This window comes from Corynebacterium sp. NML130628 (assembly GCF_001875665.1).
Classification (GTDB): Bacteria; Actinomycetota; Actinomycetes; order Mycobacteriales; family Mycobacteriaceae; genus Corynebacterium.
In genome coordinates, this window is sequence record NZ_MLAL01000011.1 from 1 (window position 1) to 25113 (window position 25113).

General features: G+C 63.0%; 27 protein-coding genes. 11 read left to right on the plus strand and 16 right to left on the minus strand.

The genetic code is table 11. The annotated features are described in order from the left end of the window. From BJP07_RS01585 to trxA, 3 genes are all read right to left on the minus strand, one after another. On the minus strand, window positions 1-676 hold a 676-nt coding region (locus tag BJP07_RS01585; protein ID WP_143109630.1), incomplete at its 3' end, for a hypothetical protein. Window positions 677-780: 104 nt separating this feature from the next. Then, a complete protein-coding gene (locus tag BJP07_RS01590; RefSeq protein ID WP_071565748.1) occupies window positions 781-1518 on the minus strand; it encodes a PspA/IM30 family protein in 738 nt (245 codons plus the stop codon). Further along, the gene (gene trxA, locus BJP07_RS01595; protein WP_071565749.1) at window positions 1518-1892 is read right to left on the minus strand and encodes a thioredoxin; all 375 of its coding nucleotides are present in this window, start codon (window positions 1890-1892) and stop codon (window positions 1518-1520) included. Before trxA ends, BJP07_RS01590 begins: the two co-directional genes overlap by 1 nt. 93 nt (window positions 1893-1985) lie before the next feature. On the opposite strand from trxA, the gene BJP07_RS01600 reads away from it, so the two are divergent. Both BJP07_RS01600 and BJP07_RS01605 read left to right on the plus strand, forming a co-directional pair. Further along, window positions 1986-2186, plus strand: a complete 201-nt coding sequence (locus tag BJP07_RS01600) for a heavy-metal-associated domain-containing protein (RefSeq protein ID WP_071565750.1) — start codon at window positions 1986-1988, stop codon at window positions 2184-2186. Next, window positions 2186-4387 carry a cation-translocating P-type ATPase gene (locus BJP07_RS01605; RefSeq protein ID WP_071565751.1) on the plus strand — a complete coding sequence of 734 codons (2202 nt, stop codon included), beginning with the start codon at window positions 2186-2188 and terminating at the stop codon, window positions 4385-4387. Before BJP07_RS01600 ends, BJP07_RS01605 begins: the two co-directional genes overlap by 1 nt. Here the strand turns inward: BJP07_RS01605 and BJP07_RS01610 are convergent. From BJP07_RS01610 to BJP07_RS01650, 9 genes are all read right to left on the minus strand, one after another. Next, a complete protein-coding gene (locus BJP07_RS01610; protein WP_071565752.1) occupies window positions 4377-4571 on the minus strand; it encodes a hypothetical protein in 195 nt (64 codons plus the stop codon). The two genes, BJP07_RS01605 and BJP07_RS01610, sit on opposite strands and share 11 nt — an antisense overlap. A gap of 129 nt (window positions 4572-4700) precedes the next feature. Further along, on the minus strand, window positions 4701-6173 hold the full coding sequence (gene dnaB, locus BJP07_RS01615) for a replicative DNA helicase (protein WP_071565753.1): 1473 nt from the start codon (window positions 6171-6173) through the stop codon (window positions 4701-4703). 435 nt (window positions 6174-6608) lie between these two features. Continuing rightward, a complete protein-coding gene (gene rplI / locus BJP07_RS01620) occupies window positions 6609-7061 on the minus strand; it encodes a 50S ribosomal protein L9 (RefSeq protein WP_071565754.1) in 453 nt (150 codons plus the stop codon). 47 nt (window positions 7062-7108) lie between these two features. Then, window positions 7109-7681, minus strand: a complete 573-nt coding sequence (locus BJP07_RS01625; RefSeq protein WP_071565755.1) for a single-stranded DNA-binding protein — start codon at window positions 7679-7681, stop codon at window positions 7109-7111. 41 nt (window positions 7682-7722) lie between these two features. Further along, window positions 7723-8019 carry a 30S ribosomal protein S6 gene (gene rpsF, locus BJP07_RS01630; protein WP_071565756.1) on the minus strand — a complete coding sequence of 99 codons (297 nt, stop codon included), beginning with the start codon at window positions 8017-8019 and terminating at the stop codon, window positions 7723-7725. 137 nt (window positions 8020-8156) lie between these two features. After that, window positions 8157-8345, minus strand: a complete 189-nt coding sequence (locus BJP07_RS01635) for a hypothetical protein (RefSeq protein ID WP_071565757.1) — start codon at window positions 8343-8345, stop codon at window positions 8157-8159. Further along, window positions 8273-9787 carry a glycosyltransferase family 87 protein gene (locus tag BJP07_RS01640; protein ID WP_071565758.1) on the minus strand — a complete coding sequence of 505 codons (1515 nt, stop codon included), beginning with the start codon at window positions 9785-9787 and terminating at the stop codon, window positions 8273-8275. Before BJP07_RS01640 ends, BJP07_RS01635 begins: the two co-directional genes overlap by 73 nt. A 10-nt stretch (window positions 9788-9797) precedes the next feature. Continuing rightward, window positions 9798-11930, minus strand: a complete 2133-nt coding sequence (locus BJP07_RS01645) for a transglycosylase domain-containing protein (RefSeq protein WP_083584016.1) — start codon at window positions 11928-11930, stop codon at window positions 9798-9800. A gap of 135 nt (window positions 11931-12065) precedes the next feature. After that, window positions 12066-12428, minus strand: coding sequence for a DUF5318 family protein (locus BJP07_RS01650; RefSeq protein WP_071565808.1), 363 nt, complete (start codon window positions 12426-12428; stop codon window positions 12066-12068). Window positions 12429-12539: 111 nt separating this feature from the next. Between BJP07_RS01650 and BJP07_RS01655 the strand changes: the two genes are divergently transcribed. Genes BJP07_RS01655 through BJP07_RS01665 form a run of 3 tightly spaced genes read left to right on the plus strand, consistent with a single transcriptional unit; the run spans window position 12540 to window position 14448 of the window. After that, window positions 12540-12992, plus strand: a complete 453-nt coding sequence (locus BJP07_RS01655) for a MarR family winged helix-turn-helix transcriptional regulator (protein ID WP_071565760.1) — start codon at window positions 12540-12542, stop codon at window positions 12990-12992. Window positions 12993-13003: 11 nt separating this feature from the next. Further along, window positions 13004-13963, plus strand: a complete 960-nt coding sequence (locus tag BJP07_RS01660) for a universal stress protein (protein ID WP_071565761.1) — start codon at window positions 13004-13006, stop codon at window positions 13961-13963. 2 nt (window positions 13964-13965) lie between these two features. Next, the gene (locus tag BJP07_RS01665; protein WP_071565762.1) at window positions 13966-14448 is read left to right on the plus strand and encodes a hypothetical protein; all 483 of its coding nucleotides are present in this window, start codon (window positions 13966-13968) and stop codon (window positions 14446-14448) included. Here the strand turns inward: BJP07_RS01665 and BJP07_RS01670 are convergent. After that, window positions 14411-15328, minus strand: a complete 918-nt coding sequence (locus tag BJP07_RS01670) for a rhodanese-related sulfurtransferase (RefSeq protein WP_071565763.1) — start codon at window positions 15326-15328, stop codon at window positions 14411-14413. The genes BJP07_RS01665 and BJP07_RS01670 overlap by 38 nt on opposite strands. 10 nt (window positions 15329-15338) lie before the next feature. Beyond that, a complete protein-coding gene (locus BJP07_RS01675) occupies window positions 15339-16832 on the minus strand; it encodes a DUF1846 domain-containing protein (protein ID WP_071565809.1) in 1494 nt (497 codons plus the stop codon). 377 nt (window positions 16833-17209) lie between these two features. Between BJP07_RS01675 and BJP07_RS01680 the strand changes: the two genes are divergently transcribed. From BJP07_RS01680 to BJP07_RS01700, 5 genes are all read left to right on the plus strand, one after another. Further along, window positions 17210-18004: an Fpg/Nei family DNA glycosylase gene (locus BJP07_RS01680; protein WP_071565764.1), complete on the plus strand. Its 795-nt coding sequence runs from the start codon at window positions 17210-17212 to the stop codon at window positions 18002-18004. A gap of 16 nt (window positions 18005-18020) precedes the next feature. Then, window positions 18021-19448 (plus strand): bifunctional ADP-dependent NAD(P)H-hydrate dehydratase/NAD(P)H-hydrate epimerase, encoded by a 1428-nt coding sequence (locus tag BJP07_RS01685; RefSeq protein ID WP_071565765.1) that lies wholly within the window; start codon window positions 18021-18023, stop codon window positions 19446-19448. 285 nt (window positions 19449-19733) lie between these two features. After that, window positions 19734-20741 carry a hypothetical protein gene (locus BJP07_RS01690; protein ID WP_143109631.1) on the plus strand — a complete coding sequence of 336 codons (1008 nt, stop codon included), beginning with the start codon at window positions 19734-19736 and terminating at the stop codon, window positions 20739-20741. A 10-nt stretch (window positions 20742-20751) separates the two neighbouring features. Beyond that, the gene (locus BJP07_RS01695) at window positions 20752-21762 is read left to right on the plus strand and encodes a hypothetical protein (RefSeq protein ID WP_071565767.1); all 1011 of its coding nucleotides are present in this window, start codon (window positions 20752-20754) and stop codon (window positions 21760-21762) included. Window positions 21763-21828: 66 nt separating this feature from the next. Further along, window positions 21829-22941 carry an MFS transporter gene (locus BJP07_RS01700; RefSeq protein WP_083584019.1) on the plus strand — a complete coding sequence of 371 codons (1113 nt, stop codon included), beginning with the start codon at window positions 21829-21831 and terminating at the stop codon, window positions 22939-22941. Here the strand turns inward: BJP07_RS01700 and BJP07_RS01705 are convergent. Further along, complete coding sequence (locus BJP07_RS01705; protein ID WP_071565769.1) at window positions 22933-23232, minus strand: hypothetical protein; 300 nt, start codon at window positions 23230-23232, stop codon at window positions 22933-22935. The two genes, BJP07_RS01700 and BJP07_RS01705, sit on opposite strands and share 9 nt — an antisense overlap. 261 nt (window positions 23233-23493) lie before the next feature. After that, window positions 23494-24687: a multidrug effflux MFS transporter gene (locus BJP07_RS01710; RefSeq protein ID WP_071565810.1), complete on the minus strand. Its 1194-nt coding sequence runs from the start codon at window positions 24685-24687 to the stop codon at window positions 23494-23496. Between the two features lie 17 nt (window positions 24688-24704). Here BJP07_RS01710 and BJP07_RS01715 point away from each other — a divergent pair, with 17 nt between their 5' ends. Continuing rightward, window positions 24705-25106 carry a hypothetical protein gene (locus BJP07_RS01715; protein WP_071565770.1) on the plus strand — a complete coding sequence of 134 codons (402 nt, stop codon included), beginning with the start codon at window positions 24705-24707 and terminating at the stop codon, window positions 25104-25106. Window positions 25107-25113: the final 7 nt, after the last annotated feature.

The window sequence follows — 25113 nt, forward strand, 5'->3', positions numbered from 1 at the left end:
CAACTACGACCGCGGCTTTCGCCGCTGTGGTAAGCACACCGTCACGGACGCTGACTTTTCCCTGGGCTTGACCGCCCATGAGTACTTCGATGATCGCGTCTTTGACTTTCTGCCGGTCGCGTTCGTCGGCGAGCATCTTTTTTAACACTTCCGGATCATCCGGCAAAGCGTCTACATCCGGTACCGGGCCAGGGCCTGGCAACCACTCATCGACGGGGCGTGGTGGTGTCGTGGTGTTGCGGTTGATGTTAGTTCGTTGATGTTGGCGAGCTCGTTTGGATTTGCGGTGATAACTCATGCGTTTCATTGTGGCTTGAAATGCCTCATCAAACGTCATAGACGCCGCGTCGTGTCGTTCTTCTTCGTCAGGCCAATAGTCAAGCGTCCACCTGCTTATCGAGCTAAATGAAACGTGAAACTCCGCCGCGATGCGGCGCAGTGACTTCGTTGAGGTCAGTTTGCGCGCGACGGCTTTGGCAATCGAGTCAGCATCCGGGGGACTGTCAGATCGGATGTAGCCGTTGCGTCTGTCAGTAATCCAGTTTTTTACCGAGGCCGGTGCGGGGCGCCGACCGGTAACGTGTGCTACCCAGTCACAGACCTCAGGTGTGGTCATGCCTTCGAAGTATTTGTCGACTGCGGCCTCGCGGACGGTGTCGGGGAACTTTGCGGGCATCGGAATACCTTCCAGCCCTCAGCACTCCAACGAAATGTCCGCGCTCCCTTTTCGTGGATTACTACAATCCTGTTACTCACATTTGCAGCGATCGCGGCTCAAAACTAGTCCTCGCTGGACTCGATTTCCTTCGGGGCCTCAGAGGAGGACGAAGCAGACTTGCCGCCGGCAAGTTCGGCGCGGATCTGGTCGAGGCGGGCGCTGGCGGCGACGTCGCTGCCTGCCGACTCGATTTCGGTCATCCGGTCGGTCATCGAGGACTTGGCCAGCTCCTGCTCGCCGAGCGCCTGGGCGTGGCGACGTTCGATCTTGTCGCGAACGCCGTCGAGGGTCGGGACGTTGTCGTTGCCACCGAACTGGTTCATGGAGTCCATGGTTTTGGTGGTCTGCTCTTGCATTTTCGCCTGGTCAAGCTGGGATTCCAGCTGGGAGACCTGGGCGAGCTGCTCTTGCAGGCGTGCTTCGGATTCCTTCTGCTTCGCCTGGGCTTCCTGCGCGGCTTGCTCGGCGGAGGCGTACGCCTGCTTGGTTTGCTCGAGTTCCTGCTCGACGGACACCAACTGGGTGGCGATGACCTCAGCGGCGGCGTCGTCGTTCGTTTGGAGGGCGGTCTTGGCCTTCGCCTCGAGGTCCTGCTGGGACTTCAGCAGGCGATCCAGCTTCATGCTGAGCTGGTTGCGGTTACCAATGATGGCGGCTGCGTGCTCAGTGATTTCCTGGTGCTGCTTCTTGGCGGCGGCGACGGCCTGCTGGATTTGCACCTTCGGGTCGGCGTTTTCGTCGATCTTGGTGTCGAAGGACTGCATCAGGTACTTCCAGCCCTTCACGAATGGGTTTGCCATTACTGTTCCTCCTCAGCGTTTTGGGACTCGACCTGGCGGCGGACCTCATCCATATCGAGTGCTTTGACCTGCTCGACGAGGTCGTTGAATGCGGACTCCGGCAGGGCACCGGCTTCGCGGTAGACCATGATCCCGTCGCGGAACACCATGAGCGTCGGGATTGCCTGGATATCCAGGGCGACCGCTACCTGCTGGTATTCCTCGGTGTTGAGCTTCGCGAAGGTCACATCCGGGTGCTTCTCGGAGACCTTTTTGTAAACAGGCGCGAACTGGCGGCAGGGGCCGCACCAGGACGCCCAGCAGTCGACGATGACAATGCCCTCTCCGAGAACGGTTTCCTGGAATGTTTCCTCAGTGAGGTCGGTTGTGGCCATTAGGTAGCTCCTTTTCGTTTTTTGTTACATTGGCAGCTATTAGTGCAACACTAACAAGTGCGGGGCGATTCCCGCAGGAAGGAAGGAAGTATTATGGCAACGCAAACATTCCAGGTTGAGGGCATGAGCTGCGGGCATTGCGAGCTCAGCATCCAGGAAGAGGTCGGGGAAATCCCGGGCGTGACCTCGGTGAACGCTGACCACACAACCGGCAAGGTTGTGGTTGAGGGTGCAGAGGTGAGCAGGGAGGACGTCGATAAGGCGGTTGAGGAAGCAGGGTTCAAGCTGCTCTAATGTCGAATGCACAGATAGAACTCGGCGTTTCGGGCATGACGTGTACGTCGTGCTCGTCGCGGGTGCAGCGGAAGCTGAACAAGATGGAGGGGGTCGAGGCATCGGTGAACTTTTCGACGGAGACCGCCTCCGTCGAGTACGATCCGGCGCTCGCTGACCCTGATTCGTTGATCACGACGATCCGGAACGCAGGATTTGATGCGTTCACGTTCACCGACGCCGACGAACCGCTTGCCGACGCCCCCTCCGAACCCGAGCGCGACCCCCTCCTGTGGACCATCGTGTGGTCCGCGGTGGTGTCGCTGCCGGTGATGTTGGTGTCGATGATTCCGGCGCTGCAGTTCACGTACTGGCAGTGGGCGGCGTTTGCTGCCACGACCCTGGTGTATTTCTCGGCAGGGTCGCTGTTCCACCGCAATGCCCTGTTGAACTTGCGTCACGGCAGCATGACCATGGACACCCTGATTTCCATGGGCACCACGGCCGCCTACGGGTGGTCGATCTATGCGCTGTTCTTCGGCAACGCGGGCGAGCCGGGCATGAAAATGCACATGAGCCTGGTGCCGAACGCGGCAGCGATGGACGAGGTCTATCTGGAGACGGTGTGCGTCGTTATCACGTTTTTGCTGCTTGGCCGCTGGTTCGAGCACCGCGCGAAGGGGCGTAGCTCCGAGGCGTTGCGCAACCTGCTGCAGATGGGTGCGAAGGACGCGACGGTGCTGCGCGACGGCGTGGAGACGCGCGTGCCGATCGCCGACGTAAAGGTCGGCGACACGTTCGTGGTGCGACCAGGCGAGAAGGTCGCGACGGACGGCACGGTGGTCGAGGGACAGTCGGCGATCGACGCCTCGATGCTCACCGGCGAATCTGTTCCCGTCGACGTCAAGGAAGGCGACGACGTCACCGGCGCAACCCTGAACACGCACGGCCGACTGCTTGTGCAGGCAACGCGCGTTGGTTCGGACACGACGCTCGCGCAGATGGGCCAACTGGTCAAGGACGCGCAGGCAGGCAAGGCGCCGGTAGAGCGGCTGGTGGACAAGATCGCGCAGATCTTCGTCCCGACCGTGATCGCTATCTCGGCGGTTTCCCTGGTGGCGCACCTGCTGTTGGGCTATAGCGTGGCCGCTGCGTTCACAGCGGCGGTGGCGGTGCTGATCATCGCGTGCCCGTGCGCGCTTGGCCTAGCCACCCCGACCGCCATCCTGGTGGGCACCGGACGCGGCGCCGAGCTCGGGTTGTTGATCCGCGGCCCGGAGATCCTGGAATCCACCCGCCAGGTGGACACCATCGTGATGGACAAGACCGGCACCGTCACCACCGGCCAAATGACCGTGGTTGACGCGAATAGCAGCAGCGACGCCGTCGCACTCGCCGCCGCGGTGGAGGCGCACTCGGAGCACCCGATCGCCCGCGCCATCACCGCGTACGCCCAGGACGCTCCCTCTGCGGACGTTCCCGAGGCCGTCACCGATTTCCGGAACGAGCCCGGCATCGGTGCCAGCGCGACCGTTGACGGCAAACACGTCCGGGTTGGCCGCCCAACGGTTGACCTCGGCGGATACCGGGACGCCTTCGAGTCAATGGAGGCGACCGGCGCGACCGTGGTCGCCGTCGAGGTCGACGGCGCGACCGAGGGAGTGATTGCGGTGCGCGATGCGGTGAAGGAAGACTCCCGGGTGGGCGTCGAAAAGCTGAGGGAGCTGGGGCTCGAGCCGCACCTGCTCACTGGCGACAACCGCGCAACCGCGCTCGCCGTGGCGCAGGAAGTGGGTATCGACGCCACCAACGTCACCGCCGGCGTACTCCCCGCCGACAAAGTCGAGCTGGTGCGCAACCTGCAGGATGCGGGCAAGCGCGTGGCGATGATCGGTGACGGTGTGAACGACGCCGCGGCGCTCGCCCAGGCCGACCTCGGCATGGCGATGGGCGCGGGTACCGACGTAGCCATCGAGGCCTCCGACATCACCCTGATGAATGACTCGCTGGTGAGCGCCGCCGACGGCATCCGCCTCTCGCGCGCGACGCTGCGCACCATCAAAGGCAACCTATTCTGGGCCTTTGCGTACAACGTGGTGCTCATCCCCGTGGCAGCCATCGGGCTGCTCAACCCCCTGCTCGCAGGCATAGCGATGGCCTGCTCATCCGTGTTCGTCGTAACGAACTCGCTGCGGCTGCGCCGCTTCCGCGCTACGCGCTAAACAGGCCGCGGAGGCGGTGTAGCACACCGCTCGGCCGGGAGGTGGCGGCCAGCTCGTCGATGCTGCGGGGCAGGTTGAGCAGCATCGTCGAGTTCTGGTTCTTCGCGACGGTAATACGTTCCTCTAACTGGGCCACTGTATGGGCACACGCGGACGGTGCGTCGTGCATCATGCGGACAGACATTGTGATTTTTCCTTCGTTCGTACCTATGTTAGGTCACAATGCTATCCAGAAACTCGCAGCGTGTCATACATGGCGAGCCAACCCTAAGCAAGGACAGCCTTTGCTGCGCACCCCCGGACGGGTGCAGGGTTAGCCGTGCGCCATGTTGACGAAACGCGAGTAGTGCAGCTGGTGGGCCACCGGAATCGTGTCGATTGGTCCGCCGCGGTGCTTCGCCACGATGATGTCCGCCTCGCCGGCGCGCTCGTCGTCACGGTCTTGAGAGTCCGGCCGGTACAGCAGGAACACCATGTCGGCGTCCTGCTCGAGGGAGCCCGACTCACGAAGGTCGGCGAGCTGAGGCTTCTTATCGGTACGGGCCTCGGGCCCACGGTTCAGCTGCGAGATCGCAATCACGGGGACCTCGAGCTCCTTCGCCAAGAGCTTCAGGTTTCGGGAGAACTCGGAGACCTCCTGCTGACGCGACTCCACCCGCTTGCCGGAGCTCATCAGCTGCAGGTAGTCCAACACGATAAGGTCGAGGCCCTGCTGCTGCTTCAACCGGCGCGCCTTGGAACGGATCTCCATCATGGTGAGGTTGGGGGAGTCGTCGATAAACAGTGGGGCGTCCTGGATCTCCTCGAGGCGACGAGTGAGCTTCTCCCAGTCCTGCTCCCCCATCTGCCCCGAGCGCATCGAGGACAGCTTGATCTCCGTTTCGGCCGAAAGCATGCGCATGATGATCTCGGACGCGCTCATTTCCAGCGAGAAGATCACCGATGTCTTGCCCTGCTGGATCGAGCATGAGCGCATGAAGTCGAGCGCCAGCGTCGACTTACCCACGCCCGGACGGGCCGCGATAATGACCATCTGGCCCGCGTGTAGGCCGTTGGTGAGCTTATCCAGGTCGATGAAGCCGGTCGGCACTCCCTGCTCCAAGCCACCGCCCTGCGCGATGGCGGCAAGCTCGTCGACGGTGTCCTGCAACAGATCGCCGAGGACCTTGTAGTCCTCGCCGGCGTTCTTGCGGGAAATCGCAAACAGCTCCTGCTGCGCGCGATCCACGACCGCGTCGATCTCCATGCCGTCCTCGCCCTCGTAGCCGAGTTGCACCACGTGCGTACCTGCGTTGACCAGCTGGCGGAGAATCGACTTCTCCTCGACGATTTCCGCGTAGTAGCGCGCGTTTGCGGCCGTCGGCACCTCGGAGATGAGCGTGTGCAGATATGGCGCGCCACCGACTCGTTCGAGCTCGTTATTGCGGTCGAGCTGCCCGGCGACAACCACCGCGTCAATATCGGAGCCGTGCGAGTACAGGTCCGCGATGGTCTTGTACACCAGCTGGTTCGCCGGAAAGTAGAAGTCCTCCGGGCGCAGCGCGTCGGAAACATCCGTGATGACGTCCTGGTTGAGCAGCATCGCGCCCAGCACTGAGCGCTCCGCGCGCTCGTCGTGCGGGGGCTGGCGGTACTCCTTTAGGTCCTGGCGACCCCGGTTAAAGTTCGATGACCCGCCGCCCCACTGGCTCGGCTCCGGCGGCGCTGAGGCCTCCGGCGGCTCTGGTGGTGGAACGTAGTCGTCGTCAAAATCGTCGAAGCTCGCAGCACTCGAGTTCTCAGCCATGCAGCACCCTTTACCCTTTCGTGTCGCACAACAGCGTACCGGATAGCCCGGTTATTCACGTACCACCAGGTGAGTTATCCACAGGGGGTGTGGATACTTTTGTGTTGTGCCTGGAATCTCTCCACAGGCGTTGTGCACAACGTGTGGAGAACGTGTGGACAAGAGCGAAAACGGCAACATTCACGCCATATATGCGCAGGTCAAGTGCCATTTATTCAAAGGTGGGACCCACGCCACCCCCACCGTATCACCCACAACCAGCCGGTTTGACTCGATGCCTTTCAGTGCGCTAGGCATCTCACCATACGCACAAAAGCTCCCTACCTGTGGAAAGTTATCCACAGGTCAAGGAGGCAAACGAAAACGGGCCCCGCTCCTCACAAGCGGGACCCGTTCTCAAGCTGTTGTCGTTGGACTACCTCACGGTAATCGTCGTTATTTGCTAACGACCTCGAAGTTCACTTTGCCTTCCACGCTGTCGTGGAGGTTCACCTTGACCTGGTATCCACCGGTCTTGGTAACAAGGCCCTTCGGTACATTGATGCGGCGCTTGTCCAGGGATGGACCGCCGGCTGCCTTGACAGCTGCCGCGATGTCGCCAGGCTTGACGGAGCCGAACAGCTTGCCCTTCTCGGAGGTACGCACTGGTACCTGCACGCCGGTCAGCTGGTCAAGCTGGTCACGCAGCTCCTTGGCGTGATCCAAGTCGCGGACCTCGCGCTCTTTCTGTACACGCTGAATATCACGGATCTGCTTCTCTGCGCCGCGGGTAGCTGGGATAGCCAGGCCACGTGGGAGCAGGAAGTTACGGCCATAGCCGCCCTTGACCTCGACGATCTCGCCTGCCTCGCCAAGGTTATCAACGGCAGCGGTGAGGATCAGTTTCATGAATCCTAACCTTCCTTGAGTTGAAAATGCTTATGTGTGGGAAATGCTTAGAACGGGGGCTCATCGTCCATCCCGCCGAAACCTCCGGCGGGTGGAGCTGAATTCCACGGATCGTTTTGCGGCTGCGACTGCTGTACCTGCTGCTGTTGCTGTGCAGGCTGCTGCGGCGCCTGACCAAAGCCGCCCATATTCTGAGGTTGCTGTTGCTGTTGCTGTTGTTGCTGCGGGCGACCGTACCCGGAGTTGCCTTCACGCGGTGTGCGCTGCACGTTCGCGGTGGCGTACTTCAGGGACGGGCCTACCTCATCAACTTCGACCTCGAACACGGTGCGGTTTTCGCCCTCACGGGTTTGGTAGGAACGCTGCTTCAAGCGGCCGTTGACGATGACGCGCATGCCCTTCGTGAGGGACTCTGCAACGTTTTCCGCCATCTGCCGCCAGCAGTTACAGGTCAAAAACAGGGCCTCGCCGTCTTCCCACTGATTCGTGTCGCGGTTGAACTGGCGTGGCGTGGACGCGATGCGGAAGTTCGCTACCGCTGCACCACTTGGAATAAACCGCAACTCCGGGTCCGCAACCAGGTTGCCGACGACGGTGATTGGTGTATCGCCTTGTGCCATTGTTTTGACTCCTTCGTTTCCGTGGTTCCGAAAGCCGTTCTTTACTTGTCGGTACGCAGAACCTTGGTGCGCAGCACCGATTCGTTCAGGCTCAGCACACGGTCGAGTTCTTGGACGGTCTCAGCTGCACATTCAAGATTGATGACAGCGTAGATGCCCTCTTCCTTCTTGTTGATTGGGTACGCAAGACGCTGCTTGCCCCACACATCAACGTTTTCTACCTTGCCGTTTTCCTTACGGACAACCTCGAGGAACTTGTCCAGGGACGGGGCAACGGTGCGTTCATCCTGCTGTGGATCGAGGATGATCATTACTTCGTAGTGACGCACGGACCTCATCACCTCCTATGGTCTAGATTTGAATATTTTCGGCCGCCGCACTGTGCGGTGGCAGGAGGGTCGTTGCGTCAAGCAACCTCACCAGCGTACCCCACCCGTTACGCTGGGCAAAATACTTCTCGACGCCCGCTCCGCCCCTACTGCGGGTTCGGTACGGCAACGAAGACCGCGAGGATCACCGGGATGACGGTGATGAACACGAACGCGGTAATGCCGTAGCCGACGGCGCGAGCGATTTCTTGACGGTTCGTCGCTACGAAAGCTGCGGCGATGAAACCGAATCCGACTGCGATTGAGGCGATTCCGGTAACTGTTGCGGATCCCATGCTGGCTCCTTCCAATCTTCAGGGGTGCTCAGAAGCGGGTCGTGGCCGTTGTGCGCGGCGGCAACCTTGTCCTCGCGCTTGCCGAACATCTGCTGAATAACCAGCACCATGATCACGATGATGAACGCATCACGGGCGATAATGACGGTGTCGAGCAGCGCGCCCGGCACTCCCTTTTGGTCCTCGCCCATCATGTGCCACATCAGCACTGGCCAGACCATCATGTCCACCGTCATCCAGGAAAGCAGGAGGCGCCAATACGGCAGCGCCAGGACTGCGGGCACGATGAACCAGATTGAGTACTGCGGGCTCCACACCTTGTTGAAGAGGAGGAAGAACCCGACGATAAGTACGAAGAGTTCGGCCACGCGCGGGGTACGCGGCGCTTTGAGCCCGAGGATGAGCACGGTGGCACACCCAGCGAGGAAGAGCACCAGCGTGACTGCGTTCAGGATGACGGGGGCCCCTTCACCGCTATCGAAGCCACCCCAGCCGAATACTCGGTTGATCACGGCGTAGATGGTGGTCCACTCCCAGCCGCGGTCCGTGTTGAGGCGGTTGAACTCGTTCCAGGCTTCCGGGTTGTGCAGGTACACCGGCAGGTTGACCGTGACCCAGGTCAGCGCCGTGGTGGCCACCATCTTCAGGAAGGGCACGAAGTCGCGCTTCCTGATTGCCAGCACCAGGTAGGCGCCGAGGATAAACAGCGGCCACAGCTTGAAGGCGGTGCCGGCGCCGATCAGGACGCCTGCCAACCAGTACTTCTTGTTGCGCACAGCGAGCATGGCTGCCACGACGAAGAAGATGGATGGGATGTCCCAGTTGGTGAACAGGTGCATGATCAGCAGCGGGGAACCGACGACGAGCAGAGTGTCCCAGATGCGGTTGCCTGCAAGCTCCGCCACCATGCGCGCCGTGACCACCCAAATAGCGGCCAGGATGAGCACGGTGACGTAGAAGTACCAGCCGGACTCCGGCAGGATGCGGGAGACCGCAAAGTAGGTGTTTCGGGAGATGAACGCGCAGAACTGCTGGAACAGACCGGCGAGCACCGGGTACTCCATGTAGCGCGTCAGGTCCCCCTCTACCCAGGAGAAGTCGTAGACGAAGCCCGGCTGGTCCAGGCCGCGGCCACCGTACAGCGGCAGGATGTCGTTGTAGCAAAAAGAGGTGTACTGGCGGTTGCCGTCCCAGTTGACCTGCATGATGCCGTTGTCATCCAATTTGCCCATTGCGCAGTTCGACTTCGAGAGCGCGCCGAGGCCAATGAAGACGTAGGCGAGCGCGAAGATGGTGCGCAGCGGCGTCCAGAACTTGGAACGACCAATTTGGGCGAAGCGCCCCATCGGTCCGCCGAGGAACTCAACCCATCCGCGGGCGGCGGGTTCGGTGAGGGCTGGCTGCACGCGATCCTTCGGGTCAGGCCAAGTGGTTGCTGTCATCGTTGCTCCGTTATCCAAAGATATCGTTTATAACCTGGTCGATTGCGTCCTGTACCGGGTCCGGGGCGGGAGCCGGTGCTGGCGCCGGCGCGGGGGCTGGCGCTGGTGCCGGAGCCGGCGCTGGTGCGGGTGCGGCCGGCTGGCCGGGGCCCGCCTCGCCTGCTGGGGCGTCTGCGGTGCCGCTCGGTGTCCGCGCAGAATCCGGCGCAGTACCGGTCGTCGAATTGCCGGAGAAGCCACCGTAGTAGCCGCCCAGGTTCACGCCGCCCGAGTACGGGTTCACACCCCAGTAGACAGGTGCAGCTTCAGGGAAGTACTCGAAGTCCTGGCCCTGCAGGAGGGAGTCCAGCACGTTCTTCCAGATCCGGCCCGGGGTGTCGGCGCCGAACATGTTGCCGCCGTAGGAGTTGAAGATCGCGGAGGTGTTGTCGGCGGTACCGACCCACACGGCCACCGCAAGCTGCGGCGTCGAACCGACGGTCCACGCGTCCTTGTTCAGGCCGGTGTTGCCAAGCTGGGCGGTACCGGTCTTCGCCGCGGACGGACGCCCGCCAGCCAACACAGCGTTGGAGTACGGGACGACGGACTGCATCGCCTTGATCACGTTGTCAGCCACCTGCTGAGAAACGCGACGCTCCGTGTAGCCGGAGTCAAACTCGTAGAGGACCTCGCCGTAGGCGTCGGTGACGCGCTGCACGAAGTGCGTCGGGTGCGCCAAGCCACGGTTGGTCAGCGTGGACACGGCGGTGGCCATGTCGAGGACGCGGGACTGGTATTGGCCCAGCACTATGCCCTCGTAGGGCTGGCCGCCGTTTTCACGCAGCGTCACCGGGATTCCCGGGATGGAGCGGGCCACGCCGAGGGCGTGCGCCATATCAGCGGTGTCCTGCGTGGTGTTGTCCAGGTCGTCCTGGATGCGCATGAACGCGGTATTCGAGGAGGTGCGGGTGGCGTCCAGCATGGAGATCATGCCTGAGCCGCCGCCGTCCCAGTTGGTCACCACGTGGCCGCCCGGCAGCGTCACGGGCGTGGCCGAGTACATCGCGTTGAGCGGGATGCCCTGCTGCAGGGCCGCGGCCAGCGCGAAGATCTTGAATGTGGAGCCGGTCTGCAGGCCGGCGTTGGCGTAGTCCCAGCCGGAGGGGTCGTCGCCACCGTAGTAGGCACGCACCGCGCCCGTCTTCGGGTCGATGGCCACGACGCCGGTGCGGGCGTCATCCTGCAGGTAGGAGAGCTGCTCGCGCGAGATCCGCTCGACCTCGGACTGCGAGTTCGAGTCAATCGTGGTGGTGATCTTCAGGCCACGGTTGGTCAGGTCCGACTCGGAGATGCCGATGGTGGCGAGCTCCGTCATCACCTGGTTCTTGATCAGGCCGTTCGGGCCGCTGGCCTCGGTGTAGGCCGAGTAGGTCGCCGGGTCGCGGGTCTCCGGGTACTGCAGCCCGGCGCGCTTCTCGGGGTCGAGCTTGTTCGTCTCCACAAGCCCGTCCATCACGTAGTTCCAGCGGGCCTTCGCCCCGTCCGGGTTGGTCCACGGGTCGAGCTGGCTCGGCAGCTGGATGGAGGAGGCGAGCACGCCGCCCTCTTCCAGCGTCAGCTCGCTGGCTGGCTTATCGAAGAAGGCATGCGCCGCCGCCTCGATGCCGTAGGCGTTGCGCCCGAAGTAGACGGTGTTGAGGTAGGCGTTGAGGATCTCTTCCTTGGTCCAGGAGTGGGTCATCTTGATGGAGTACACCAGCTCCTTGGCCTTGCGCTCGTAGGAGTGCTCGTTGCCCACCAGGGCGTTCTTCACGTACTGCTGGGTGATCGTGGAGCCGCCACCAGCGGAGGTGTTGCCGGTGACCTGGCCGATCACGGCGCGGCCGAAGCCGGTGAAGGAGAAGCCGGAGTTGTCCCAGAAGTCGCGGTCCTCAGCGGCGAGGACTGCGTTCTGTACGTCAACGGGCACCTGCTCCAGCGGGATCTGGACGCGGTTGCCCTCCGGCGGCACGATGCGAGCCAGGTCGGTTTTGCCGTCGTTAAAGTAGAGGTTTGAGATCTGCGCCGTTTCGATCTCATGCGGCTCCGGAATGTTCGCCCGCTGGTAGTTCCAAATGAACCACACAGCCGGGATGCTGGCCAGTAGCACCAAGAGCAGGAGCATGGCTAGGACCCATTGGCTCGCCCGCGACCGGGACTTGGATGGGGTCTTGGTTTCTTCTTCTACGTTAGTCACACATTGTCCCTGTACGATCACCTACAGAATTGCTACAGCACACACTACCCGTATCCGGCGTTTTTACCGCACTGGAGTGGCGGTCCATTCCTGTAGTAAGTGGTTCCAGTGGCAGTGGGGGCACACTTCCACCTTGTGCACGGTGATGGGGCCGACCTCGCCCACGAGGGTGTCAATCTCGGCTTCGCTGCGCGCGGTGCCGGTGCGTCGCCCGAGTTTTTCGCTGTACACCCAGCGCACTTCGCGCATGTCACGGTCGCAAATTGGGCAGGTTCTTTTCGACGCCTCTCCGTGATGTTCTGCGGCGGCGCGGAGGAGGAAGTCGGCGTCGCAAAGCTCTTCTTTGGGAACGAGCCCTGCGTGATAGGCGCGAAGGGTCGCCCGGCGTTGCCACTCGTGCGAAACTTCGTGCTGATAGGTGAACATCGCCGCCATACTAGCGCAACAACAAAGTTTCCTACACCTATGTATAGAATGATGCATTACACGTGTAGGCGTGGTTTTCTTGTTGGTTTCTTTTGCACAAGGCAGGTCCTTATGGCTGATCGTCCCGACCCGTTGGAGTTGGCACAGCGTGTTCGCCCCGCGATGACGCGTTTGTATGTCGCGTATTTCCGTAATACGGAACGCTCCGACCTGACTGGGCCACAACTTTCGATCTTGCGTCGCCTTGAGGTGGAGGGGCCGAGCCGCATCAGCCATATTGCCTCGTCAGAGGGTGTGCGGATGCCGACGGCCTCGAACACCATCAACCAGCTGGAGAAGCGCGGCCTGGTGCACCGCACGCGTTCCGCGGAGGACCGGCGCGGCGTGCTCGTCGCCCTCACCGACCAGGGGAAACACGAGTTGCAGCGGGTAGGGCAGGAGCGCACGCAGTACCTCGCGGATATGCTCGCCACGCTTGACGACGCCTCCCTGCAACAACTGGACGCCGCCACCGACGCAATTATTAATTTGGCGGAAGTCTACGCGAACCCGGAAAGCGAATAGGCTAGGTCGGTATGGCGCCACGTTCTTTCTCTTCCGAACTCGCCCAGTCCTTCGCGGCTGAGCGTCCGCTTCGTGTGCTTGTGGGCTGGGACGCATCCAATTCGGAGGCGATCGAGTTCGCGGCCTGGTTGGGGCGTAGCCTGCCCGTGACGGTGCGGGTGGCGGCCGCGGTGACGGGTTCGTGGACGAAGTCGCTGTCGTCGAAAAAGTATGACAAGTGGCTGCAGAAACAGAGCGAGACGATCACCGAGAAGGCCACTAAGGCGCTGAAACACGGGCTACCGCGCACCCAGTGGGCTGACCCGGTGGCGCAGGTGCTGGAGCGGGGCAGCCTAGCCGAGTGCCTCTACGAGATGGCGGACGGTTTCGAGGCCGATATTTTGTTGCTCGGCTCGAAGTCGAAAACAGCGAAAGGCCGCTTCCTGCCGACCTCCGACGCGGACGAGATGATGCACTCCTCCCCGCTACCGCTGGGGTTGGCGCCGAAGGGCGTGCAGCTTTCGAAGAAGGGCATCACCCGCGTCACCTATTCGCTGATCGATTCGGGCGCGGTGCGCCCAAGCTTCTCCGGCCTTGCCTACGCCGCCACGCTCGCCTGCCTTCTCGACGTCCCCTTGCGCATCATCGCCTTTTCCCCCAGCGAGGGCGGCGGCTTCGACGACCAGGAAGACCAGATGGAGTGGAACGAGGCTGCGCTCGGCCTGCTGGACCGCGCGCGCGACTCGGCGTTCTCGGTCGCTGAGAACCTTGGTCCGGAATACACCGAGCGTCTCGACGTCTCCTCCTTCGTCGCCACCGGCAAGGGTTGGAAGAAGGCAATCGATTCGGTGAAGTGGAAGAAGGGCGACATCCTGTGCCTGGGCTCGAAGCCTTCAGGCCCGCTGAAGCGCGTGTTCGTGGGCACCCGCGAGGGTGAGTTCATTCGCTTCGCCCCGGTGCCCGTCATCGTGTACCCGCGAGGGGAGCACTAGTCATGGGCGAAGTGTTTGACCACCCCGAAAACGACCTGCACTCCGGCGCGGACCGTTTTTCCCGCGTCCGCCCGGAGCCTGCCAGCTTCGACGAGCTGGCCTTAGAGCCGGATCCCTTGGAGGTAGCGAAGCGCAACAAGGCGTCGACGAAGCAGGCGATCATACTCGCGGTAGTGACCGTGCTGGGCACCCTCCTGTTCGCGTGGGCGCTTGCCGCCGTCGCCCGTGTGCAGGGCGGCCCGCTGTGCGAGGCCGGGGACGCGACGTGGCTGTGTACCCAGACGTGGCGGACCTGGTGGGCCGTCGTCACTTCGATTCCGCCAGTGGCCGGTTTGCTCACCTGCGCGGTGTTGATGGTGCGCAAACTCAACCGCTACGAACGCTGGATCCCCTGGATGGGCGTGTTCTGGCTGCCCATCGTGCCGTTCACCATGTGGTGGCTGACGGTCACGATTGGGATGCTGGCGCTTGATGCGACGCACTAGCGCTCTCAGCGCAGTCGGCGCAGTACGGGTTCTCCTCCCGGCAGGACGGGCAGCTTAGGTACTGGTGGCGGCACTCTGGCTCGTTCGCACAGTTATAGAACATGTTCGACGGTGCCCCGCAGTGCACGCAGTGGCCCAACTGCACGTAATCCGGGTCATTCTCGGGGCCGAACTCGGTATGCATCCGCTTATCGAACACGTACAGCGAGCCCTCCCACAGGCCCGAGTTGCCGTACTTCTCGCCGTAGCGGACGATGCCGCCGTCGATCTGGTAGACCTCCTCGAAGCCGCGGTTCTTCATCAGGCTGGACAGGATCTCGCAGCGGATACCGCCGGTGCAATACGAGATGACTGGCTTGTCCTTCATCCAGTCGTACTTGCCGCTCTCCAGCTCCTTGATGAAGTCGTGGGTGGTTTCCACGTCCGGGACCACGGCGTTCTTAAACTTGCCGATCTCGGCCTCGCGGGCGTTGCGGCCGTCGAAAAACACGACGTCCGGGTTGTTCGCCACCAGCTCGTTGACTTCCTCCGGCTTCAGGTGCGTGCCGCCGCCGACGACGCCGTGCTCGTCAACCTTCAGCTCGCCCGGCGCGCCGAACGCCACAATCTCCTCGCGCGCCTTGACCGATAGCTTCGGGAAGTCCTCCGCACCGCCCTCAGACCACTTGAACTCGATGCCGCGGAAGTACTCCTTTGTCTTCTTCACGTAAGTCTTGCAGGCCTTGATGTCGCCGCCGACGGTGCCGTTAATGCCGTCCTTGGAGATCAGGATGCGGCCGGTCAGCCCCAGTCCCTCGCAGAGGTCGCGCTGCCAGAGGCGCACCGCGTCCGGGTCGGCGATGGGCTGGAACTTGTAATACAGGAGGATCTTGCTCGTCATGCCCACGAGTCTAGCGCTTGTGGTAGAGGCCCTTCTTCCAGTACTTCGGCTCCGAGGTCACCAGCACGCCGAGATTGCGGAAGATGCCCTCGTCGACGGAGCCAAGGATGGTGCTGGTGTGCGCGTCGCAGCCACGCAGGCTCTTCAACTGCTCCAGCGCCGCCGCCGCATCACTACTTGTCGACGCCGACACCGACAACGCAATGAGCACCTCATCAGTATGCAGCCGCGGGTTCACGGACCCGAGGTGGCGCGTCTTCAGCGTCTGGATCGGCTCAATGGAATCCGGGGACAGCAGGTGGACGGAATCATCAATGCCAGCGAGCACCTTCAGCGCGTTGAGCAGCACCGCAGCCGACGGCCCCAGCAGGTCCGTCGTCTTGCCGGTCACGATGGTGCCGTCCGGCAGCTCCAGCGCGGCACCCGGCGATCCGGTCGCCTGTGCGACCTCCAGCGCCGGGGCGACCACCACACGGTCCTGCGGGGTCACCTCCGCCTTGCGCATGATGTTCAGGATCCGGTCGGAGACGGTGTGGTCGGTGTCGTCGCGGCGCTCGTCCACGAGCGTCTTGTAGTAGCGGCGCACGATCTCCTGCTTCGCCGCGTGACGGCAGGCGGCGTCGTCACTGATGCAGTAGCCGGCCATGTTCACACCCATGTCCGTCGGCGACTGGTACGGCTCCTCCCCCGTCACCTCGCGCAGCAGCGCCTTCAGCAGCGGGAACACCTCAATGTCGCGGTTGTAGCTGGTGACGGTCTCCCCATAGGCGTCCAGGTGGTATTGGTCGATCACGTTGATGTCATCAAGGTCGGCCGTCGCCGCCTCGTAGGCCAGGTTCACCGGGTGCGACAGCGGCAGGTTCCAGATGGGGAACGTCTCAAACTTGGCGTAGCCAGCGTTAATACCGCGCTGGTGCTCGTGGTAAATCTGGCTCAGGCACGTGGCCAGCTTGCCGGAGCCGGGGCCCGGCGCCGTCATCACGATCAGGTCGCGGGACGTCTCCACGTACTCGTTGCGACCGAAGCCTTCCTCGGACACGATGCGCTGCGTATCGTGCGGGTACCCGGCGATCATGTAGTGGCGCGACACCGTCAGCCCCAAACGCTGCAGCCGCTCAATGAACGCCTCCACCAGCGGGTTCTCACCCTCCAGCTGGGTCACCACCACATTCTCGACGAGGAACCCGCGCTCCCGGAAGACATCCACGAGGCGCAGCACGTCCTCCTCGTAGGAAATCCCGAGGTCAGCGCGCATCTTCTGCCGCACCACGTCACCCGCGTTGAACGCAATCACGATCTCGACCTCATCCTTGATGCGGTCCAACATCGCAATCTTGTTATCCGGCGTAAACCCCGGCAGCACGCGGGAGGCATGATTGTCGTCGAAGAGCTTGCCACCCATCTCTAGGTAGAGCTTTCCCCCAATTGCTTTTCGCCGGGCCGAAATGTGCTCCGACTGCATCGCAATGTACTTATCCCGATCAAATCCAACGCTATATGGCATGGAACCTGAAGTATACCGGCCGCGCGCCTGCATCTCTATTTGTGCACGTTGGTCCCCGGTTTGTTTCGCGTCGACGCCAATAGGTCGAGGGGGTGTGGCGAGTGGGGTTTGTCGCTGGGGTGGGATGTGTCATCTTAACGGCGCTAGGGATTTTGTGAACAAAATTGCGTGCGACTTAGTTGTTGGCTTGTTCGCTGGCGCGGCGTTCCGGTCGACCTCTTAGCGTCGACCAACGCTGGTCAGCGCGAAATCGGGATTTCGGCGACGAAAAGCCCAAAAATGCGTGACCTGCATTGGTCGACCGGAGGAGGTCGACCGGAGCGAAAACTGGTGAGCCCTGTACCTTGGTCCGTGAGATTTAAGGAGTTACAGCACCAATGCCCGAAGGCCACGTCATCCACCGCCTCGCCCGCCACCTGAACGACACATTCGCGGGCCAGCCCATCGAGATTTCCTCCCCGCAAGGGCGTTTCGACGTCACCCCGCTCACCGGCGCCACCCTGAAGGAGGCCCGCGCGGTAGGCAAGCACCTGTTCTTGGAGTTCTCCACGGCGACGGTGCACGTGCACCTGGGCCTGATTGGTTCCTTCCGTTTCGAGCCCGCCGAGGACGTGTGGGGGCAGATCCGGCTGCGCCTGGCCAACGAGGACGTGGCCGCGAACCTGCGTGGTCCGCAGTACTGCCGCTACGTCTCCCCGCCGGAGGAGCAGGCGATCCTGGACCGCAGCGGCGAGGACCCCCTCGACCCGGACGCGGACCCGGAGGCGTTGTGGGGGCGGGTGCGGGCGTCGCGACGCACGATTGGGTCGCTGATGATGGACCAGAAGTATTTCGCGGGCGTGGGCAATATATATCGTGCGGAGCCGCTGTTCCGTCTGGGTATTTCCCCGTTCGTGCCGGGCCGGGCGCTGGACCACGAGGAGTTCTTGCGCCTGTGGCAGGACGTGCGCGAGCTGATGGAGTACGGCGTGGAGCACGGCCGGATCGATACGGTGCGCCCCGAGCACAGTCCCGAGGCGATGGGCAGGCCGCCCCGGAAGGACGACCACGGCGGTGAGGTCTACGTGTACCGCCGCGCCGGCGAGCCCTGCTTCGTCTGCGGCACGCCAATCGAGGTGCGCAAGTACGAGGGCCGAAATTTGTTCTGGTGTCCCTCCTGCCAGGCGGAATAGGGCGTAGAATGGCGGAATGTTTGCTGCACCGTTTGCCTATTCCGCCGCGGAGATTCGGGCCGCGGAAGCCCCCTTACTCGCTGCCGAGGCGTCACCTGATGCGTTGATGCAGCGTGCCGCGCACGCTGTGGCGCGGGTGGCGCGTGAGATGTCGGGGCCGCGGGAGCGGGTGCTGCTGCTGGTGGGCCCGGGTGGCAACGGTGGGGATGCGCTGTACGCGGGCGCGGAGCTGGCCAGGGAGGGCTGGCAGGTTGAGGCTTGGCTGCCTCTGGGCCGGGCGCAGCAGCGGGCGTTGGATGCGTTTGTGGGGGCCGGAGGGGGCGTCGTTAAGGAGCCGCAGGGCTGCGACCTACTTATCGACGGCCTCTTCGGCCTCGGCGGCGCCGGCGACCTGCCCGACGCGGTCGCCGACATCGAGGCGAACCAGGTCCTGGCCGTGGACGTGCCGAGCGGCGTGGACGCCGACACTGGCGAGGCCGGCGCCAACGCGCTGCAGGCGGACGTGACGGTGACGTTCGGTGGTTGGCGTTACGCGCATGCACTCTCGACGCGATGCGGGAGCGCGCTGTGCGCGGACATTGGCCTGCCGCTGCCGGAGAGTGCCGTGCGGGCGTACCGCGCGGTGCCCGATACGCAGCTAAGCCTCGATGGGATCAGGCCGATGGGGCCGGTGCCGGTGGACGTCAAGGAGCCCGGCGCCGCTGACGACAAGTACACCGGCGGTGTGATCGGTATCCACGCTGGCAGCGGTACGTATCCTGGTGCGGCGCTGCTGTGCACGGCTGGCGCGGTGACGGCGACGCCTGCGATGGTGCGTTTCGCTGGCGCCCAGGCGCTTGAGGTGGTGCGGGCGTGGCCGGAGGTGGTGGCCACGGGCGAGTTGGAGCAGGCGGGGCAGGTGCAGGCGTGGGTGTGCGGTCCTGGCATCGGGCTCGATGAGGAGGCGGATGCTGCCGTCGATTGGGTGTTGCGGCAGGGTGTGCCTGTGGTGCTCGATGCGGATGCGCTCACGCTTGTGGCCCGTACGCCGCGCAAGCTGCCGCAGGTTGTGGTGACGCCGCACGACGGCGAGTTTTCGCGCCTATATATAGGTGCGACCAAAGGGCGCGTCGAAGAGACTGTCGACTGCGCCCGGACGCTCGGCTGCACGGTGGTCCGTAAGGGGCGCGCCACGGTCGTCACGGATGGTCAATCAACCATCCTTATCGACGCCGGCTCCTCCTGGGCCGCCACACCCGGCTCCGGCGACGTGTTGGCTGGAGTCCTCGGCGCGCGGGTGGCACGCGACGGGATGGGTGATGTTCTGTTGCTAGCCCAGTCAGTCCAGGTCCACGCAGCTGCTGCGTGGCTCGCATCCCGGACACCGTACGGTCACGCACAGACTTCTGCTAGGGAAATTGCATCCAATGTGCGTTGCGCTACGGCGTGGTGTACCCATTTTTAGCAAAAGCAGTGTAGGGCACACTAAATTACAACACTGTAATTTAATACCGTTGAACTGCCCTTTTCTCCCCCAACCTCCCCCGGAAAGGGCTAGATGAGGTAGTGTCCCCCTGTTTGGTTTGTGGCTTCCTTAAATGCAGATGTTGAACAATCCTGCAAACACATGTCATGTACATGCGAGTATGTGAATACTAAGGTTTATTTACGGTTTTTCCTGGATAAATACAGAAAACATACGTCAACGAACGAATACGTTTCCGCGGCTCCCTCAGCTACACTCAGAAATATGTTCAACAATCGGAGACTCCAAGGAATCGCAATCGCGCTCTCGCTCGGCGCGTGCGCTATGGTCGCCCCTTCGGCCGAAGGTGCCACCGTTGGTGAGAACGTCTCCGGCGTATGCTCCATCCGCCTTAACGCCGAAGAGACAAAGCTGTATGAGCAGTCGAAAGACAAGGCAGCGAGCTTCGACGTCGACAAGGCGTGGCGCATCGCACTCGAGCAAGCTTTCCCGGCAGCCAAGGTGCACGGTGAGAAGCTGTACAACACCGTGAAATCTGATCCTGCATATGCCCAACAGTTCCAGGTGAACCGCGAGGCGAAGCTGCGCGAGCTAGCTCAGCAGATCGCCGAAGATACAGAGCTCCCGGAGTCCGCCGCACTTGACTACATCACTCGCAAGTGGAGCGATGCATTGGTGTCAGGCTTCGAGAACCCGGGTCGCCTCCCAGTAGTCCTCGAATACGACAAGTACTTTGAGAAAGGCGAGATCCCAGCCTCGAAGCATTCGTTCCTCGCGCCGAAACCGGTTTTTCCGACCATCGGCGACCGTGACGCCCTGATCCAGCAGAAGGTTGACCAGTTCAACGGCCTCAGCAGCGAGCAGGCTACCGCTTGGGTTGACCAGTTCGAAAAGCAGGAAGGCCTGCAAGACACCCGCACCATGGCGGACGTCGAGGCGGCACTGAACCAGGCGAAGGACAACTGCCGCGACGGCAAGACCGGCATCGTGCTCTTCCCAACGTTGAACACCAACCCGGACGCAGTCTCTCAGGGCGCTGAAGGCAAGGCCCGCAGCAAGGAGCAGCCAACCACTACGGCTTCCACTCCTAAGCCCAGTGTCTCCGCTGACATTCAGGTAAACCCACTGCAGGGGAAGACAACCGCCACCAAGGAGCCTTCGCAGACAATCGATACGAGCGATAACTCGGCTGCCCTCATCGGCGGCATTGTCGGCACCATCGTTGTAGCAATCCTCGCTGCTATTGGATTGTCAGCAGCCAAGATGCTGTAACCTTATCTCCATGGAGTCTCGGAGATTTTTAGCTGGCGTTGTAGCCCTCGGGCTCGGCGCCAGTTTCTTGTTTCCAGTTGCGAACGCCGCCGTCATCGGCCCCCAAGACCCCACAACCAAACAATGCGCGTTCTACCTCTCCCCCGCCGAATACGCCCGGCTCATGAACGCGGCGCGCCTCCACTTCGCGGCACCTGAAAAAGAGTACTACCTCGACTATCAAACATTCCGCCAGGCATTTCCGCAGCTTGGAAAGGTCGAAGAGGACGTCTATAAGCGAATCCGCGAAGAGGAAAGGCGCGAGTACCTCGCACCAAGTAACTTCGCGCAGCCAGACTCACTCCAGCACAAATACGCGGTTGAAGCGTTCACCGAGGCTGGGCTGCCTGTGAGCGTCGCCGAATGGTACCTCAACAAGTACAGTCCGCAACGGACAATCCCGCAGGCGTCCGCGGACGACGTGCTCACCTACCGCTACTTCGAACTCATGGGGCAATTCCAAGTGCTCGGCCCCCGCGAACGCACACTGTTCCACCCCGTGAACCAAGCCACGGAGACTGAGGGGATCGCGCGCGAACTCCAGGGTCGCTTCGCCGGGCTCAGTGACGACGATGCCGCCGCCTGGGCGCAGCAATACGCCGAAACGTTCTTCTACACCAACCTACGTCGCGTCAAAGAGTACACCAAGCTGCGGGAACGTGCGGACCAGCTTTGCGCCGACGGTGGCGACACCACCCTCGCTCTACCGATTCCGCCGAACGCGACCAATACTTCCGTGCCGCCTATTCCGACGCCGACCCCCACGCCGACACCACCAAGCACGACAACCCCAACTGCCACAGCAGCGACCGTGAAGCCTGCAGCGGACCCCACCTCCCGCACCTCTCCGGAGCCAACTCCCACCGAGACGAAAGAGCTCACCCCGCTCGCGATCGCCGGGATCGTCCTCGGGGTGCTCGGCGCGGTGCTGGCGGGTGGCACCGCCGCTTTCAAGGTACTCGGACTGGGGGCGTTCGCTTAACACGCAGCGTGTAGGTTGTCACGTGTGAGTAAACAGTCGTCGCTTCCGATGCTGCCCTTATCCGCGATGAGCTTCGCGGCGTTCGTCTACGTCACCTACGAGATGTTCGCGGTCGGTTTGATTCGGCCTATGGCGCAGGACCTCGGCGTGACAGAAGGCCAGATCGGCCTCCTGATGAGCGTGTACGCCGGCCTGGTCGCCGTAGTAACGATCCCGCTGATGCACTTCACCCGCAACTGGGACCGCAGGCCCGTCTTCCTGGCCACCCTCGCGTTCCTGGCTGGGGGCGTGATCCTGCAGGGGATCGCGAACAGTTACGCGGTGCTCGTCGCGGCCCGCGTCACCGCGGCGTTTACACACGGGCTGTTCTGGTCTCTCATCAACCCGATGGCGGCACGCCTTGCCCCGCGCGGAATGACAGGCAAGGCGGTGGCGACGGTGTCGTTTGGCTCGACGATGTCGGCGGTGATCGGTACGCCGTTGACGACCATGCTCGGCGGGTGGATCGGGTGGCGCGGCGCCACCTGGGTGTTGGGCGTCGCGGTGATTGTTTCGGTGGTGGCGTTGGTGGCGTCGCTACCCTCGATGCCGGCGAAGCACCCCGAGCCGACAGCGGGCGCCCAGCGGACAAAGTCGGCGATACCCTCGCTGATCCTCTTTTTGACGTTCAACGTCACGGCCGTGTTCACCACCTTCACCTACCTGGCGCTGCTGATGACCACGACCGCCGGGCCGAAGCTGGTCCCCTTCGGACTGTCCCTCTTCGGTATCTGCGGCGTGGTCGGTGTGCTCACGGCGGGCAACACGGTGGACCGGCGCATGATCCGGGTCAACGGGTTCGTCGCCATGCTGTTGGTGGGCTCGGCGGTGCTGGGGCTGCTCGCGCTGGAGACGAAGTCGGTGCTGCTCATCATCGCGATGATCATCGTGTTCGGCCTGGCAAACGGGGCGCTGCCGCCGTCGGCGACCACCATCTTCCTGCACGCCGGGAAACGCAACGAAGACCTGGCAAGCTCCATTTACGTGGTCACGTACCAGGTCGGGATCGCGGCGGGGTCGGCGCTCGGCGCCGCGGTGGTGGACGCCGGCTTCCTGCCCGGCACGCTCTGCATGACGGCGGGGCTGGCGGCCTGCGCGTTCATCACTTTAGTCGTGGCGTCGCGGCCCCGGCTACGCTAGCGCGCGGTCCCGCGACACGTGGCCGGCGCGGACGCGGACGACCTCGTCACTGTCGGAAATCAGGCTGGCGTTATGCGTGACGAACCCGCAGGCAATATTGTGCTCCTCCACCAGGGTGCGCAGCAGATTCCTGTTCGCAGGATTGGCGACCTGGGGAAACGCCGAGGGTGCTGCTGGGGAATTCGTGAATGTGGTGTCACTCCAGTCGGCCGGAGTGACAAAGGAGGCACCCCACTTTTCGTGACCTGGGCTTTTGCCGGGGTCGGTCGGCAGGGTTGCGTCTCTTGTCACTCGTTGCCCTGTGTATGCACCAAAATCCTTGGGTTCGAAAAGATGCCTGGTTATTTCCCCAGGTCGCGGCCCCTTCGGGAGGGAATTTGGTGTCACCCTCGCCGACCCGAGTGACAAAAGACGCAACCCACTTTTCACGACCTGGGCTTTTACCGCGTTCAGCCGACAGGATTGCGTCCATTGTCACTCGCTGCCCAATCTCCGCACCAAATTCCAGCATTTTGAAAAGCGACCCCAGGATACCTGCAGGTCAACAAAGTGCTAGATGTTTTTGGGTCTGGAATGTGGTGCGGCGCTCCCCAGAAGCACTCCCAGGAGGGCCAGGCCGGCGCAGCTGAGGATGCCGGTGGCCATCGAGGCGGTCGGGTTGGACCCGAGCGCCACCAGTGGGGGCACCACCCCGCCGATGATGAACTGGAAGAAGCCCATCGCGCCGGTGCCGGCGCCGATCCCGATGTCGCGGATCTCCTCGACGGCGAGCGCGGAGGCGTTCGCCATGATGAACCCAGCCATGGCGGAGAGGATGGCGATGAAGGGGACCATCGTGAGGCTGGGGCCGAGCTGGCTGTAAGTGAGCAGCACTAGCCCGGCGAGGATGTCGATGGAGAGGGCGACCACGAGCAGGGTGCGGGGTTGGTGAGTCTTCACCAGGCGCATGTTGATGGAGTTCGACAGTGGGATGAACAGGGCGATGCCGCCGAAGATGAGGGAGAAGGTGGTAGGTGTTACGCCGAGTTGGACCTGCAGGACCAGCGGGGATGCCGAGATGTAGGAGAACAGGGTGCCGAAGCCGAGCCCGGCAGCAAGCATGTAGCCGAGGAAGGCCGGGCGTCTCCGGCACCGTCCCATGCGGGGGAAGATGGTGCGCAGGGTGCCGCGGGTGCGCTTGGCGGGCGGGAGGGTTTCGGGGACGAAGCGCCAGGCGATGAGGATTTGGGCGAGGTTGACGGCGGCGATGGTCCAGAAGACGCCTCGCCAGGTGAAGGTGGGGATGATCAGGCCGCCGAGCACGGGGGCGATCGCGGGCATGAAGCCGGAGATCGCCATGAGGCCTGACAGGCCGCGGGCGGCCTCGCGACCGTGGGCGATGTCCGGAATGACGGCTCGCGTAACGACGACGGCACAGCCCCCTGCCAGGCCTTGAAGGAATCGGGCGGCGATCAGGAAGGAGATCGTGGGGGCGATGGCGCACGCCACCGACGCCGCGAGAGCCACCGCGGAGGAAACCAGGATGGCGGGCTTGCGGCCGGTGCCGTCAGAGATGGCACCGAAGACCAGGTTGCCGAGTGCCATCCCGAGCATGAACCCTGAGATGGTCAGTTGGGCGGAGGAGGGGGACGTCGATAATTGGGTGGCGAGCTCGGGCATGCCTGGTAAGTACATGTCGATGCCGAGCGGGCCTGCCGCGGTGAGCAGGGCGAGCGCGAACAGGAGGCCACCGGAAAGTTTCTGCACGCCGGTAGGATAGCCGCATGCGTGCAACTGTAGAAATCTCTTCAATCGACGATGTGCCGGAGGCGCTGCGGGCGCTGACAGACCGCGAGCCGTCAGAGTGGGTGGCGCTGCGCGCGGTGGACACCACGCCGGGTGGGAAGCTGCGCGTCTACGCGGGGCGCCTGGCTGGCCGGCACCAGCCAGGGCCGAACGGCACGTTGGCCGCGGAGCTGCGGGTAGCACCCGGCGCGCAGGTCACCGTGTGGGTCGAGAGCGGCCACGAGCACTACGTGCTGGCCCAGTCGGAGGGGCTACGCCTGGACGGCACCGCCTTGGAGCGCGGCCAGGTCGGGCGGATTGCGGCGGGGCACCTGGCGGTAACGCTGCGTAATACGGGGGAGGAAACCGGCCGAGCGCTGCTGTTTGGCCGCGTTTCATAATTGGCGA